Raw genomic sequence first — 14,165 nt, forward strand, 5'->3', positions numbered from 1 at the left:
GCAGGCGCCACGCGGCGGAGCCGCATATTGATACAGCCGGGAAGGGGCGGGGTTGGGGAAAATCAAACCGCGTCCGGGCCCCGCTCACCCGTCCGTACCCGCACCACCGTCTCCACCGGAACCGCCCACACCTTCCCGTCACCGATCTTCCCCGTGGCCGCCGCGCGGACGATCGCGTCGATCACCGGGTCGAGGTCGGGGTCCTCGACGACGACCTCGATCCGCACCTTCGGTACCAGGTCCACCTGGTACTCCGCGCCCCGGTACACCTCCGTGTGCCCCCGCTGGCGTCCGTACCCGCTCGCCTCGGTGACGGTGAGGCCCTGTACGCCCAGTTCCTGCAGTGCCGTCTTCACCTCGTCGAGACGGAACGGCTTGATGACCGCGGTCACGAGCTTCATGCGAGGGTGCTCCCCTTCGGGTGGTTCGGGACGGTGCTCCCCTTCATGGGGCCGACCAGGACGCCGTGATCGTAGGCGGTCTCCGCGTGGTGCGTCTGGTCGAGGCCCGTCAGCTCGTCCTCGGCGGACGCGCGGAAGCCCATCACCTTGTCGATCGCCTTGCCGATGCCGAACGTCACCGCGAACGTGTACGCCGCCACGACGAGCACCGCCACCGTCTGCTTGCCCAGTTGGGCGAGCCCGCCCCCGTAGAAGAGGCCCTCCGCGCCGTCCGTCATCGTGGCCGTCGCGAACAGGCCGATCAGGAGCGTGCCGACCACGCCGCCGACCAGGTGGACGCCCACCACGTCCAGCGAGTCGTCGTAGTCGAGGCGGAACTTCCACGCCACGGCGTACGAGCAGACCACGCCCGCCGCGAGACCGACCACCGCGGCGCCGAGCACCCCGACGACCCCGCACGCGGGGGTGATGGCGACGAGACCCGCGACCGCGCCCGACGCCGCGCCGAACGTGGTGAGGTGGCCGTCGCGGCGCTGCTCCACGAAGAGCCAGCCGAGCAGGCCCGTGCACCCGGCGAGCAGGGTGTTCAGGAGGGAGGCCGCCGCGAGGCCGTTCGCGCCGAGGGCCGAGCCGCCGTTGAAGCCGAGCCAGCCGAACCAGAGCAGGCCCGCGCCCATCAGGACCATCGGCAGGTTGTGCGGGCGCATCGCGTCCTTCTTGAAGCCGATGCGCGGGCCGATGACCAGGACGAGCGCGAGGCCGGAGGCGCCGGATGCGATCTCGACGACCAGGCCACCCGCGAAGTCCAGGGCGCCGAGGGACGAGGAGATCCAGCCGTCCGGGCCCCAGACCCAGTGCGCCACGGGAACGTATACGAGCAGCGCCCAGACCGGAACGAAGACCAGCCATGCCGCGAACTTCGTGCGGTCCGCGATGGCGCCGCTGATCAGCGCCGTGGTGAGGATCGCGAAGGTCAGCTGGAACGTGGTGAAGAGGAGGGTGGGGACCGTCCCCGTGAGCGTGCTCGGGCCGATGCCCGCGAGGCCCAGGTGGTCGACGCCGCCGATCAGGCCCGCGAACGCGTCGTCGCCGAACGCGAGCGAGTAGCCGGCGAGCAGCCACACCACCGTGACCAGGGCGATCGACACGAAACTCATGAGGAGCATGTTGAGGACGCTCTTCGTGCGGACCATGCCGCCGTAGAAGAGCGCGAGGCCCGGCGTCATCAGCAGGACGAGGGCGGTGGCCGCGAGCAGCCAGGCGGTGTCGCCGGTGTCGGGGCCCTTGGCCGCGGCCAGGGTCGTCGTGAGCGAGTGCGGTGGGTTCGGCGGGTACAGCGCGTACAGGGACTGCACGGGGAATCTCTCCTCCGGGTGGGGGCAGAGGGAGAGCGTCACCGCCGTGCGTTTCGGAACGGGCACCCGGGGGTTTCCGCCGTGTTTCGTGTTGCGTGAGAGTTTCCGGACGCTCACCGGCGGGGAATCTGCGCCTCGGCGTGCTGCGGCCCTCCGACGATCAGGGAGAATGGGCGCCATGAGCGTTCGTACCGAGTCATCCGAGCCGTCAGAATCGTCGGGTCCGCCCCACCGAGCCGGCTTCGCCTGCTTCGTGGGCCGCCCCAACGCGGGCAAGTCCACCCTCACGAATGCTCTGGTCGGCCAGAAGGTGGCGATCACGGCGAACCAGCCGCAGACCACGCGGCACACCGTGCGCGGCATCGTGCACCGGCCCGACGCCCAGCTGATCCTGGTGGACACCCCTGGGCTCCACAAGCCGCGCACGCTGCTCGGTGAGCGGCTCAACGACGTCGTCCGTACGACGTGGGCCGAGGTCGACGTCATCGGGTTCTGTCTGCCCGCGAACGAGAAGCTGGGCCCCGGCGACCGGTTCATCGCCAAGGAACTGGCCACGATCAAGAAGACCCCGAAGATCGCTGTCGTGACGAAGACCGACCTCGTCGACAGCAAGACGCTCGCCGAGCAGCTCATCGCCATCGACCAGCTCGGCAAGGAGCTCGGCTTCGAGTGGGCGCAGATCGTGCCGGTGTCCGCGGTCGGCGACAAGCAGATCCAGCTGCTCGCGGACCTGATCATCCCGATGCTCCCGGAGAGCCCGCCGCTCTACCCCGAGGGTGACCTCACGGACGAGCCCGAGCAGGTCATGGTCGCCGAGCTGATCCGCGAGGCCGCGCTCGAGGGCGTACGGGACGAGCTGCCGCACTCCATCGCCGTCGTGGTGGAGGAGATGCTGCCGCGCCAGGACCGCCCGGCGGACAAGCCGATGCTCGACATCCACGCGAACGTCTACATCGAGCGCCCAAGCCAGAAGGGCATCATCATCGGCCCGAAGGGCAAGCGCCTCAAGGAGGTCGGGATCAAGTCCCGCCAGCAGATCGAGGCCCTGCTGGGTACGCCGGTCTTCCTCGACCTGCATGTGAAGGTCGCCAAGGACTGGCAGCGCGACCCCAAGCAGCTGCGCAAGCTGGGCTTCTGAGGGCCGCTCCAGGCTCCCTGCCTACTCCACGCCCCTGATCCGCGTCACAAGGAGCGCCCCCGCCAGACCCACTCCCGCAGCCACCAGATACAGCACCCGGTAGCCCCCCAGGTGCGTCACGATCGGGGCCGCGAGGACCGGGGCCGCCACCTGGGGCAGGGAGTTGGCGATGTTGATGACGCCCATGTCCTTGCCGCGGTCCATCGCCTTCGGGAGTACGTCCGTCATCAGGGCGAAGTCCACCGATGTGAAGACGCCGAAGCCGACCCCGAGCACCGCGGCCGCGACGATCGCGCCGGGCCATGTCTGCCAGCCGGCCAGCAGGGCCGTCGCCACCGCCATCAGTACGCCGGACCAGAGCACGAACGGCTTGCGGCGGCCCACGCGGTCCGACCAGACGCCGCCCACGACCACCGTCGCGAGCAGCGTCAGGCCGTTCACCGCCGTGAGGATCAGTACGCCCTCGTCCGGGTCGGAGTGGTCCAGGCGGTCCCGCAGGTAGTAGAGGAGATAGAGCAGGACCAGGGCGTTGCTGAGGTTGATCAGGAAGCGGGTCAGCCAGGCCCACCCCAGGTCCGGGTAGCGGCGCGGGCTCAGCCAGAAGGCGCGGGCGAACGACCGCCACGCGAACGGCGGCCTGTCCCGCGGCGCGAGGCGCAGGTCCCGGTGGCGCAGGATGTACGGGAGCACGCCCGCCAGCGTGAACACCGCGCACGCCGCGTACCCCGCGCCCACGCCCCCGGCCACGGTCGCCAGGCCCGTCCCCACCACCACGCCCAGGAGCTGCGCCGCCCCGAGCCAGCCGCCCACCGCGCCCCGCTGGAGCCGTGGCACCCGGTCCGGCACGGCCGCCGTGACCGCGGCGAACGCGGCGTTCAGCGTGAGCTGGACCAGGCACCAGCCCGCTGCCATCCACCACACCGAGCCCGCGGCCGAGAGCAGCAGGAGCGCCACCGCGCCGCCCGCCGTGCCCGCCATGATCCACGGCGTGCGCCTGCCCCAGCGAGACGTCGTACGGTCCGAGAGAGCGCCGAAGAGCGGGTTCGACGCGAGGGACACCACGGCCCCCGCGCCCGCCACCCACGCCAGGACCGTCTCCTTGGAGGTGCCGGCCGGGGCCAGGTCTTCCGCCTGCACGGCGAGCAGGATCTGCAGCGGGCCGTACCACCCCACCCAGATCGCGCCGTTGGCGAGAGACAGGGAGGCCGTCCAGCCCCGGCCGACCCGGTCGACCGGCTCCCGCAGCGCGTCGGCCGTCATGCCCGTTGCGCCCGCAGCGCCTCACGCAACCACGCGTACGACGCCTTCGGAGTGCGCTCAAGGGTGGCGTAGTCGACGTGGACGAGGCCGAAGCGCTGCCGGTAGCCCTCCGCCCACTCGAAGTTGTCCATCAAGGACCAGACGAAGTAGCCGCGTACGTCCACGCCCTGCTCCAACGCCCGGTGCAGGGCCCGGAGATGGCCGTCGAGGTAGTCGATCCGCCGCTGGTCGTCGAGCCCCTCGTACGAGCAGCCGTTCTCGGTGATCACCAGTGGCGGCAGACGGTCGCCGTACCGGTCGCGGAAGCCGGTCAGGAGCTCGGTGAGCGACTCCGGGACCACTGGCCAGCCGAAGTCCGTCTTCGGGCGGCCCTCGATCTCCCTTGGCGCGAAGGGGAGTTCGGGCGGGAGCGTGAGGCCGGAGAACTCGGTGGATGTCGCCGCGGGGAGCGGGGCGCCCACCTTCGTCGGCTGGTAGAAGTTGATGCCGTACCAGTCGATCGGCTCCGAGATGACCTTCAGGTCGTCCTCGATGTCGCCGCCGCCCGGCATCAACTCCCCGATGCCGTCCGGGTATCGGCCCCATATCAGCGGGTCCGCGAACAGGCGGTTGAGGAGTACGTCGTAGAAGTCCGCCGCCTCCGTGTCCTCGGCCGAGGACGACGCCGGCCAGGTGGGGCCGTGCGAGTTGGCGATGCCGATGTCCGTGACACCGGCCGCGCGCAGCGCCCGTACGGCGAGGCCATGGGCGAGGAGCTGGTGGTGCGCCACCGGCAGCGCGTCGAACATGAGCTGCTCGCCGGGCGCGTGCTGGCCGAGCGCGTGACCGAGCAGGGTGTGCTCGGCGGGTTCGTTGAGGGTGATCCACTTCTTGGCGCGGTCGCCGATGCGGGCGGCCACCACGGCCGCGTACTCGGCGAAACGCTCGGCGGTGTCCCGCCGCAGCCAGCCGCCCTGGTCGGCGAGGGAGAGGGGGGTGTCCCAGTGGAAGAGCGTCGGGACGGGGCTCACGCCCGCCGCGCACAGCTCGTCGACAAGGCGGTCGTAGAAGTCGAGGCCCGCTGCGTTCACCTCGCCCGCCCCGCTCGGCAGCACGCGCGGCCACGACACCGAGAAGCGGTACGCACCCACCCCCAACTCCCGGATGAGCGCGACGTCTTCGCGGTAGCGGTGGTAGTGGTCGCAGGCGACGGCGGCCGTCGTGCCGTCCTTCACCCTGCCCGGCACCGCGGTGAACGCGTCCCAGACCGAGGGGCCGCGTTCCTCGACGGCGCCCTCGATCTGGTGAGCCGAAGTGGACACCCCCCACAGGAAGCCGTGGGGGAACTGAGGTAGTGGTTCGCGCGCGTCGCTCGCTGCCATGGGCGCGATCTTCCGTACGGCCGAGTACGGAAGTCAATGGGCGTACCTCAGAAAACGTGAACACTTCTCATGTCTTGTGGCCGTTCTCCTACGGCCTCTCCTACGCACCTTCCTTCAGGACGCGCGTGATCAGCTTCCGCTGTGGATCCGTCAGGCGTGGATCCGAGCAGTACACCGTGTGCCCGTCGACGGTGAGCTGGTAGCTGAAGCCGTCCGGCACCCCTATCGGCGGCGTGCTCCGGCCATCGGCCACGGCCTCTTCGGCCAGGGCCTGCCATTCGTGGGCATCGGGCAGACCCGAGGTGTCGACCTCGGCGTGCCGCTCGATGCCCGCGAATCCTCCTGTGCGCTTCACCTGGATACGCATGGAACCTGTCTACTCCCTGGGGCGGTCAGTTGGTAGGCACCCCGACCTGGGACCACGCCTTCAGGACGGCCCCGTGCTCCTCGCCCTCGCCGTACTTGTCGCTCGCGGCGGCCACCGTCAGCTTGGCGAAGTCCGCGAAGCACGCGTCCTGCGCCAGTTGGCCGCCGGTCAGGACGGCGTACCAGATCTGTCCAGCCCGCTCCCACGCGTTGCCGCCGAGCTCCTCGGCGAGCAGGTAGAAGGCGTGGTTGGGGATGCCGGAGTTGATGTGCACGCCGCCGTTGTCGCGGCCCGTGCGGACGTAGTGGTCCATGTCGGCGGGCTGCGGGTCCTTGCCGAGCACGTCGTCGTCGTAGGCCGTGCCGGGGGCCTTCATGGAGCGCAGCGCCTTGCCCGTGACGCGCGGGGCGAGCAGCCCGGCGCCGATCAGCCAGTCGGCCTCGGACGCGGTCTGGCCGAGCGTGTACTGCTTGATCAGCGAGCCGAAGACGTCCGCGAAGGACTCGTTGAGCGCGCCGGGCTGGCCGAAGTACGTGAGGTTCGCCGTGTACTGCACGACGCCGTGCGTCAGCTCGTGGCCGATGACGTCCACCGGGATGGTGAAGTCGAGGAAGATCTCGCCGTCACCGTCGCCGAACACCATCTGTTCGCCGTTCCAGAATGCGTTCCCGTACTTCTCGCCGTAGTGGACCGTCGCGTTCATCGGCAGGCCGCTGCCGTCGATGGAGTTGCGCTGGTACGACTTCAGGAACAGCTCGAAGGTCGCGCCGAGGCCCGCGTACGCGCGGTTGACGGTCGAGTCCTTGCCGGGCTTGTCGCCCTCGCCGCGGACCTTGCGGCCCGGCAGCTCGGTCTTGTGCTTGGCGTCGTAGATCGTGCGGTGCGGTTTGCTCTCCGCCGCTTCCTTGGGCAGCGAGACCGACGGGGCGCCGATGACCGTGGTCAGCCGGCGGTGGGTGCGCTCGATGGCGTCCCGCTCCAGGGTGCGGCGGGCGGGACCTGCGAGCGCGGTGTCGTCACTCTGGGCCAGAGTGTCGAGCACGTGGGGCGGGATGATGGTGCAGAAGACAGGCTCGAAGCCTGGATTGGCGGTCATGGCGGCAATGTGGCACTGAGTCATGCCGCTGTCACTACCTGCCACCATGATTAGTGAAATAGAGGTATTGATCACCTCTTACCCGTTACCTGATGGCGATCCCGCATACTGATACGCACCCGCGCACACAGCGCGGCTCGGCTAGGCTGCGGAGCATCATGCGTTACGGGCTGCTTCTCCTTAGCTGCCGCGGCGAGGGCCTGTAGTCGAGGCCGACCCCCTCCCCGCGGAGTTCGGTGTTGCTCGCGAAGCGACCGTCGGCCGTCCTTAAGGACACTCCCGAGGAGCCCCCGCATCATGGCGATCAAGCCCAATCTGCAGCGCGCCACTTCCATGCCGGTTCACAAGTACGGCCAGTACGACCAGGTCGACATCCCCGACCGCACGTGGCCGGACAACCGCATCACGGTCGCTCCCCGCTGGCTCTCCACGGACCTGCGTGACGGCAACCAGGCGCTGATCGACCCGATGTCCCCGGCACGCAAGCGCGAGATGTTCGACCTGCTTGTCCGCATGGGCTACAAGGAGATCGAGGTCGGCTTCCCCTCATCGGGCCAGACCGACTTCGACTTCGTACGGTCGATCATCGAGGACGGCGCGATCCCGGACGACGTCACGATCTCCGTCCTGACGCAGGCCCGCGAAGAGCTGATCTCCCGCACCGTCGAGTCGCTGGTCGGCGCCAAGCGCGCCACCGTCCACCTGTACAACGCGACCGCGCCCGTCTGGCGCGAGGTCGTCTTCCGTGGCTCGAAGGACGCGGTCAAGCAGATCGCCGTCGACGGCACCCGCCTGGTCATGGAGTACGCCGAGAAGCTGCTGGGCCCCGAGACCATCTTCGGATACCAGTACAGCCCCGAGATCTTCACGGACACCGAGCTGGACTTCGCCCTGGAGGTCTGCGAGGCCGTCTGTGACGTGTGGCAGCCCGAAGAGGGCCGCGAGATCATCCTCAACCTGCCCGCCACGGTGGAGCGTTCGACGCCCTCCACCCACGCGGACCGCTTCGAGTGGATGTCCCGCAACCTGACCCGGCGCGAGCACGTCTGCCTGTCCGTCCACCCGCACAACGACCGCGGCACCGCCGTCGCCGCCGCCGAACTGGCCATCATGGCCGGCGCCGACCGCATCGAGGGCTGCCTGTTCGGGCAGGGCGAGCGCACCGGCAACGTCGACCTGGTCACGCTGGGCATGAACCTGTTCTCGCAGGGCGTGGACCCGCAGATCGACTTCTCCGACATCGACGAGATCCGCCGCACCGCCGAGTACTGCAACCAGATGGAGATCCACCCGCGCCACCCGTACGCCGGTGACCTCGTCTACACCGCCTTCTCCGGCTCCCACCAGGACGCCATCAAGAAGGGCTTCGAGGCGATGGGCGTCCGGGCCGAGCAGCAGGGCAAGACGGTCGACGACATCGAGTGGGCCGTCCCGTACCTGCCGATCGACCCGAAGGACGTCGGCCGTTCGTACGAGGCCGTCATCCGCGTCAACTCGCAGTCCGGCAAGGGCGGCATCGCCTACGTCCTGCAGAACGACCACAAGCTGGACCTGCCGCGCCGCATGCAGGTCGAGTTCTCGAAGATCATCCAGACGAAGACCGACACCGAGGGCGGCGAGGTCACCCCGGACGCGATCTGGGGCATCTTCCAGGACGAATACCTGCCCAACCCGCAGAACCCGTGGGGACGCATCCAGGTCAAGAACGGCCAGACCACCACGGACAAGGACGGCATCGACACGCTCACCGTCGAGGCCACGGTCGACGGCGCCGACACCGTCCTGACCGGCACCGGCAACGGCCCGATCTCGGCCTTCTTCAACGCGCTGCAGGGCATCGGCATCGACGTACGCCTCCTGGACTACCAGGAGCACACGATGAGCGAGGGAGCCTCCGCGCAGGCCGCGTCGTACATCGAATGCGCCATCGGTGACAAGGTCCTGTGGGGCATCGGCATCGACGCCAACACCACGCGTGCGTCGCTGAAGGCCGCGGTCTCCGCGGTGAACCGCGCCGCACGCTGACGCCATCCGGCCGCCGGGCAGGCCGAAAATGAGCCTGTCCGGCGAACGTCTACCGGCCATCTCTCGCACAGGGTGCTGACGCCACATCAACAATGTGGCTAACATCACGCCCAACGCGGCAATGTTGCCGGGGCGTTACGGAGGTGCGTGGTGCTGCCAGATCGGGGACGAAACGGCCGGGATTCCCGCATCTTCGCCACGCCCGTTTCACGCGGGCGCGTCCTGCGCAGGCGCGTGATCGGCATACATACGGCCTGGACCACCGTCGGTGACGGCGAGTTCTTCTGCCCCGGCTGCGGCGGAGACCGCAACTACCAGCGCCGCACCGGTCGTCGCCGCTTCGTCCTGCTCGGCGTCCCGGTCCTGCCGCGCGGCGCCGTGGGACCCGTCGTCGAGTGCGCGGCCTGCGGCGACCACTTCGGCACTGACGTCCTGGACCACCCCACCACCACGCGCCTGTCGGCCATGGTGCGCGACGCCGTGCACACCGTCGTCCTCGCGATCCTCGCCGCGGGCGGCACCTCGTCCCGCACGACGCTCGACGCGGCCGTCGGCGCGCTGCGCGGAGCGGGGTACGACGACGCTCGCGAGGAACAGCTCGTCGCGCTCGTCGAGGCGCTCGCCGCGGACACCGGCCGCGCGACCGTGCCGGACTGCGGCCCCGGTCTGGCCATAGAACTCCACGAGGCACTCGGCCCGTTGGCCCCGCACCTCGCCCCGGCCGGGCGTGAGGCGCTGCTGCTCCAGGGCGCGCGGATCGCGCTCGCCGACGGTCCGTACACCCCCGCCGAGCGCGAGGTGCTCGCCACGGCGGGCGGTGCGCTGACCATCGGGGCTGACGAGGTGACGCGGCTGATGGTGGCGGCGCGGACGACGCACTTCTGACCTCTGCCGGGCTCCGGGTGAGCAGGACCCGTACTCCCGCGGGAGTAGCGAGCCCCCTTCGCCTCCCCTTGGCGTACGCCCCAACTCGCCCTCGCGCCCGACGGAAGGCACCTCTCACTCCGGAAAGGTTGGCACCGAACCTGCCAACCTGCCGGAAGGAGGCCCGTGATGCGGGCCGAACAGACCACCGCACGACGGCGACGAGCCGTGCCCTGGATGTTCCTCGGGCTGTGGATAGCCGTCATGGCGCTCGCCGGGCCCTTCGCGTCGAAGCTGTCCGACGCCCAGCAGGACCGCGTCGTCGACTACCTCCCCGCGAGCGCCGGCTCCACCGAAGTGGCCAAGATCCAGGACCAGTTGCCGGGCGGCGAGGCCACCGAGCTGGTGCTCGTCTACCACCGTGACGGCGGCCTCACCGCCGCCGACCGCGAGGCCGCCGCCACCCAGGTCGCCGAGATCGGCCAGGCCCACGAGCTGACGTCCGCCCCGCGCGCCGTACCGTCCAAGGACGGCACCACGCTGATGTACCCCGTGGCGAGCACCGAGCCGGGCCAGGACGAGAAGCTAAGGGACGCGCTTGTCGACGACGTGCGCGAAGTCGCCCACGGCGAGGGCGGGTTGAGCGTCGACGTCGGCGGCTCGGGGGCGCTCGACACCGACGCGGCCAAGGTCTACGACTCGCTCGGCGGGCCGCTGCTCTACACCACCGCCGGCGTGGTCGCGCTGCTCCTGATCCTCATCTACCGCAGCCCGTTCCTGTGGCTCGTGCCGCTCATCGTGGCGGGCATCGCGGAGTACCTGGCGATGGGTGTCGCGTACGGCCTGCACAAGGGCTTCGACATGTCCGTCACCGGCCAGAGCAGCAGCATGATGACGATCCTCGTGTTCGGCGCGGGCACGGACTACGCGCTGCTCATCGTCGCCCGCTACCGCGAGGAACTACGCAGGATCGAGCGGCCCTACGACGCGATGATCGCCGCGTTGAAGGGATGCGGACCCGCCGTGATCGCCTCCTCCGGGACGGTCGCCGCCGCGCTCCTGTGCCTCCTCGCGGCGGACCTCAACAGCAGCAGCGGCATGGGCCCGCTGGGAACCGTCGGCGTCCTGTGCGCGCTCTTCGCGATGATGACGCTGCTGCCCGCGATCCTGGTCCTGCTCGGCCGGCGCGTGTTCTGGCCGCTCGTACCCGCCTTCGGCAGCGAACCCAAGCAGCGGCGGAGCCTGTTCACCGCGATGGGCAGTTCGGCCGGACGCAGGCCCCTCACCGTGCTCGCCGGCGGCGCCGTACTGCTCGGCGCGCTCGCCCTGGGCGCGCTGAACCTGCCGGGCCCGCTGAAGCAGGAGGACTTCTTCACCAAGACGCCCGACTCCGTCACCGCGATGGAGACCCTCGCCGAGGCCTACCCCGAGCGCGGCACCCAGCCCATCACCGTGATGACCCCCGCGAACCGCGCCACCGCGGCCCTCGCCGACATCAAGGGCACCAAGGGTGTGGACAGCGCCGAGAAGGGACGTACGGCCAAGGGCTGGACGGAGATCTCCGTGATCGCGACGTCCGCGCCCGAGTCGGCGGGCGAGACAGCGATGATCAAGGAACTGCGGTCCGGCCTCGACGGCTCGTACGTCGGCGGCTCAAGCGCCCAGCAGCTGGACCTGAAGGACACGAACGAGCGTGACCGCATGATCATCGTGCCGCTGGTCCTGGTGGCGGTGCTGCTGATCCTTGTGGTGCTGCTGCGGTCCCTCGTCGCGCCGTTGCTGCTGCTTGCCGCGGTGGTCGCCGTGTGGGGAGCCTCCCTCGGCATCGCGGGCCTTGTCTTCGAACCGCTCTTCGGCTTCGAGGGCATGGACCCCGGGCTCGGTCTGCTGTCCTTCGTCTTCCTCGTCGCACTGGGCGTCGACTACGGCATCTTCCTGATGCACCGCATGCGGGAGGAGTCCCTCGCCGGGGCCGAGCCCGGGGATGCCGCACTGACCGCGCTGCGCACCACCGGAGGCGTCATCGCGTCGGCGGGCCTCGTCCTCGCGGCGACGTTCGCGGTGCTCACCAACATGCCGCTGGTGGCACTGGTCGAGCTGGGCTTCGTGATCGCGATCGGGGTGCTCCTCGACACGTTCCTGGTGCGTACGTACCTGGTCACGAGCGCGAGCGTGGCGCTCGGCCGGAAGGTGTGGTGGCCGGGGAGCCTCTCGCGCCCCGTGCAGGCCGCGGGACCGGACACGGGACCGGCCACGGAATCGGAGCCCCAACGGGTCTCCACTTCCTGACAGTTGACCGCATCAAGGCGCCCCTCCCCACCCGGAGGGGCGCCCTCGTACGGGAGGATGGGGCAGTGGGGAGAGAATCGCAGGTTCAGGTCCACCAGAGCTCGTCGACGCCGCGTGGCGTGCTGCCCTTCACGGGGGCCGTGCCCGGCACCTCGCGGGCCCTGCGGGACGACGCGCTGTTCGCCGCGGGCCTCGCGGTCCTCTCCGCACTGCTCGCGGCCTTCGTGGCGGACGGGCGGCGGCCGGACCTGCTCGCCTGGGCACTGTTGCTCGGCGCGCACGTGCCGCTGGTGTGGCGGCGAGTCCGTCCCGTGCCCGTGCTGCTGGCCGTCCTGGTGTGCGTAGCGCCGTACCACGCCATGGACTACACCCACATGGCCGCGGTCCCGGTCGGCATGGTCGCGCTCTACACCGTCGCCGCGTCCGGGCGCCCGCGCTGCGCCCTGATCATCGGGTTCCTCGTCGTCAGCACCATGCTGACGGTCAACGTGAGCGTGTCCCCGCATCAGGTGGCCGAGGTGCTGAAGATGTCCGGCTGGATCGTCGCGGTGCTGCTGCTCGGCGTGTACGTGCGCATTCACCGTCAGTACGTCGCCTCCGTCCTTGAGCGCGCCGAGCGGGCGGAGCGTACGCGCGAGGAGGAGGCGCGGCGGCGGGTCGCCGAGGAGAGGCTGCGGGTCGCCCGCGATCTGCACGATCTGCTCGCGCACAGCATCACACTGGTCGGCGTCCAGACGTCGGTCGCGGCGCATGTCCTGACCGCCGATCCGGAGCGCCTCGACCGGGCCGCGGTGGCCAGGTCCCTGGACGACATCGCCGACACCTGCCGGTCGGCGCGGGCCGAACTGCGGGCCACACTTGAGGTGTTGAGGGCGGTCGGGCCCGATGAGACGCGGGGCCCGCTGCCGGGGCTCGACGGCCTCGCCGATCTGGCGGAGTCGGCGCGTACGGCGGGGGCGGAGGTCGACCTGGCGGTGCGCGAGGATGCGGCGCCGCCCGCCGTGGGCGCGGCGGCCTACCGGATCGTGCAGGAGGCGCTGACCAACGCGGTGCGGCACGGCGGGCCCGGTCTCGCCATCCGGGTGGGGATAGGCGTGGCGGACGCGGCGCTGATGGTGACGGTCACGGACAACGGGCGAGCCGCCGATGACCCCTCGCACACGCCTGGGTTCGGCCTTGTGGGGATGCGGGAGCGGGCCCGGAGCGTGGGCGGCACGTTGGAGGCGGGGCCTCGTGAGTGTGGTGGGTTCGAGGTGTCGGCCGTGCTGCCGCTGGTTCCTGTCGGCCTGGGAGGGCTTCGATGACGATTCGTGTACTGCTCGCCGACGACCAGACGCTGGTGCGGGCGGCGTTCGCGATGCTGGTCGAGTCCGCGCCGGACATGGAGGTGGTGGGGCAGGCGGGGACGGGCCGGGCGGCGGTCGAACTGGCCCGCTCGGAGCGGGCGGATCTCATCGTGATGGACATCCGGATGCCGGATCTGGACGGTATCGAGGCGACGCGGCTGCTTGCGGAGGACGAGGACCTGGCCGGGGTGAAGGTGCTGATGCTGACGACGTACGACACGGATGAGCATGTCGTGGAGGCGTTGCGGGCCGGGGCTTCGGGCTTCCTGGTGAAGGACACGAGGCCGGCGGAGCTGCTTGACGCGATCCGCGTGGTGGCGGCGGGCGACTCACTCCTCTCACCCGGCCCCACGTCCCGCCTGATCGCCCGGGTACTGCGTGCCCCGACGGCGGTCTCACCTCCGGAGGAGCTCGCGGGGCGGTTGAGCGAGCGGGAGTGCCAGGTGCTGGCGCTGGTGGCGCGGGGCCTGAACAACACGGAGATCGCGGAGACGTTGGGGTTGAGTCCCTTGACGGCGAAGACTCATGTCAGCCGGATCATGGGGAAGTTGGGGGTTCGGGATCGGGCTCAGCTGGTGATTGTGGCGTATGAGTCGGGGTTGGTGCGGCCGGGGGTGACGGGGGCGGCTTAGGGGGGACTCCGCCCCAGACCCCGACGTGGCT

12 protein-coding genes are annotated in these 14,165 nt (G+C 70.2%); 6 read left to right on the plus strand and 6 right to left on the minus strand.

What is annotated here, in order from left to right:
• Nucleotides 1-62: 62 nt before the first annotated feature.
• Nucleotides 63-401, minus strand: a complete 339-nt coding sequence (locus tag ABD378_RS34130; RefSeq protein ID WP_344527404.1) for a P-II family nitrogen regulator — start codon at nt 399-401, stop codon at nt 63-65.
• The gene (locus tag ABD378_RS34135) at nt 398-1,747 is read right to left on the minus strand and encodes an ammonium transporter (RefSeq protein ID WP_386546809.1); all 1,350 of its coding nucleotides are present in this window, start codon (nt 1,745-1,747) and stop codon (nt 398-400) included. The genes ABD378_RS34130 and ABD378_RS34135 overlap by 4 nt, the downstream gene beginning before the upstream one ends.
• A gap of 178 nt (nt 1,748-1,925) precedes the next feature.
• On the opposite strand from ABD378_RS34135, the gene era reads away from it, so the two are divergent.
• Nucleotides 1,926-2,894: a GTPase Era gene (gene era, locus ABD378_RS34140; protein ID WP_344527406.1), complete on the plus strand. Its 969-nt coding sequence runs from the start codon at nt 1,926-1,928 to the stop codon at nt 2,892-2,894.
• A gap of 21 nt (nt 2,895-2,915) precedes the next feature.
• Here the strand turns inward: era and ABD378_RS34145 are convergent, their stop codons facing one another.
• The 4 genes from ABD378_RS34145 to ABD378_RS34160 form a co-directional block, all read right to left on the minus strand.
• Nucleotides 2,916-4,154 carry an MFS transporter gene (locus tag ABD378_RS34145; RefSeq protein ID WP_344527408.1) on the minus strand — a complete coding sequence of 413 codons (1,239 nt, stop codon included), beginning with the start codon at nt 4,152-4,154 and terminating at the stop codon, nt 2,916-2,918.
• On the minus strand, nt 4,151-5,515 hold the full coding sequence (locus ABD378_RS34150) for a GH1 family beta-glucosidase (protein ID WP_344527410.1): 1,365 nt from the start codon (nt 5,513-5,515) through the stop codon (nt 4,151-4,153). Before ABD378_RS34150 ends, ABD378_RS34145 begins: the two co-directional genes overlap by 4 nt.
• A gap of 100 nt (nt 5,516-5,615) precedes the next feature.
• Nucleotides 5,616-5,882, minus strand: coding sequence for a protealysin inhibitor emfourin (locus ABD378_RS34155; RefSeq protein ID WP_344527412.1), 267 nt, complete (start codon nt 5,880-5,882; stop codon nt 5,616-5,618).
• Between the two features lie 25 nt (nt 5,883-5,907).
• The gene (locus ABD378_RS34160; RefSeq protein ID WP_344527414.1) at nt 5,908-6,978 is read right to left on the minus strand and encodes a M4 family metallopeptidase; all 1,071 of its coding nucleotides are present in this window, start codon (nt 6,976-6,978) and stop codon (nt 5,908-5,910) included.
• A gap of 297 nt (nt 6,979-7,275) precedes the next feature.
• Between ABD378_RS34160 and leuA the strand changes: the two genes are divergently transcribed.
• The 5 genes from leuA (at nt 7,276) to ABD378_RS34185 (ending at nt 14,134) form a co-directional block, all read left to right on the plus strand.
• On the plus strand, nt 7,276-9,003 hold the full coding sequence (gene leuA / locus ABD378_RS34165) for a 2-isopropylmalate synthase (protein ID WP_344527416.1): 1,728 nt from the start codon (nt 7,276-7,278) through the stop codon (nt 9,001-9,003).
• 150 nt (nt 9,004-9,153) lie between these two features.
• Nucleotides 9,154-9,888, plus strand: coding sequence for a TerB family tellurite resistance protein (locus ABD378_RS34170; RefSeq protein ID WP_386545167.1), 735 nt, complete (start codon nt 9,154-9,156; stop codon nt 9,886-9,888).
• Nucleotides 9,889-10,056: 168 nt separating this feature from the next.
• A complete protein-coding gene (locus tag ABD378_RS34175) occupies nt 10,057-12,156 on the plus strand; it encodes an MMPL family transporter (protein WP_344527418.1) in 2,100 nt (699 codons plus the stop codon).
• Nucleotides 12,157-12,221: 65 nt separating this feature from the next.
• Entirely contained in the window at nt 12,222-13,460 is a 1,239-nt protein-coding gene (locus ABD378_RS34180; protein ID WP_386545170.1) for a sensor histidine kinase, read from the plus strand.
• Nucleotides 13,457-14,134 carry a response regulator gene (locus ABD378_RS34185; protein WP_344527419.1) on the plus strand — a complete coding sequence of 226 codons (678 nt, stop codon included), beginning with the start codon at nt 13,457-13,459 and terminating at the stop codon, nt 14,132-14,134. The genes ABD378_RS34180 and ABD378_RS34185 overlap by 4 nt, the downstream gene beginning before the upstream one ends.
• Nucleotides 14,135-14,165 lie beyond the last annotated feature (31 nt).

Source organism: Streptomyces rectiviolaceus (genome assembly GCF_039533825.1).
Taxonomy (GTDB): domain Bacteria; phylum Actinomycetota; class Actinomycetes; order Streptomycetales; family Streptomycetaceae; genus Streptomyces; species Streptomyces rectiviolaceus.

Bases quoted from the DNA above. Each gene is read 5' to 3' on its own strand.
- ABD378_RS34185 (WP_344527419.1), top strand. From the start codon at position 13,457: ATGACGATTCGTGTACTGCTCGCCGACGACCAGACGCTGGTGCGGGCG.
- ABD378_RS34155 (WP_344527412.1), bottom strand. From the start codon at position 5,882: ATGCGTATCCAGGTGAAGCGCACAGGAGGATTCGCGGGCATCGAGCGG.
- era (WP_344527406.1), top strand. From the start codon at position 1,926: ATGGGCGCCATGAGCGTTCGTACCGAGTCATCCGAGCCGTCAGAATCG.
- ABD378_RS34175 (WP_344527418.1), top strand. From the start codon at position 10,057: ATGCGGGCCGAACAGACCACCGCACGACGGCGACGAGCCGTGCCCTGG.
- ABD378_RS34130 (WP_344527404.1), bottom strand. From the start codon at position 401: ATGAAGCTCGTGACCGCGGTCATCAAGCCGTTCCGTCTCGACGAGGTG.
- ABD378_RS34145 (WP_344527408.1), bottom strand. From the start codon at position 4,154: ATGACGGCCGACGCGCTGCGGGAGCCGGTCGACCGGGTCGGCCGGGGC.
- leuA (WP_344527416.1), top strand. From the start codon at position 7,276: ATGGCGATCAAGCCCAATCTGCAGCGCGCCACTTCCATGCCGGTTCAC.
- ABD378_RS34150 (WP_344527410.1), bottom strand. From the start codon at position 5,515: ATGGCAGCGAGCGACGCGCGCGAACCACTACCTCAGTTCCCCCACGGC.
- ABD378_RS34160 (WP_344527414.1), bottom strand. From the start codon at position 6,978: ATGACCGCCAATCCAGGCTTCGAGCCTGTCTTCTGCACCATCATCCCG.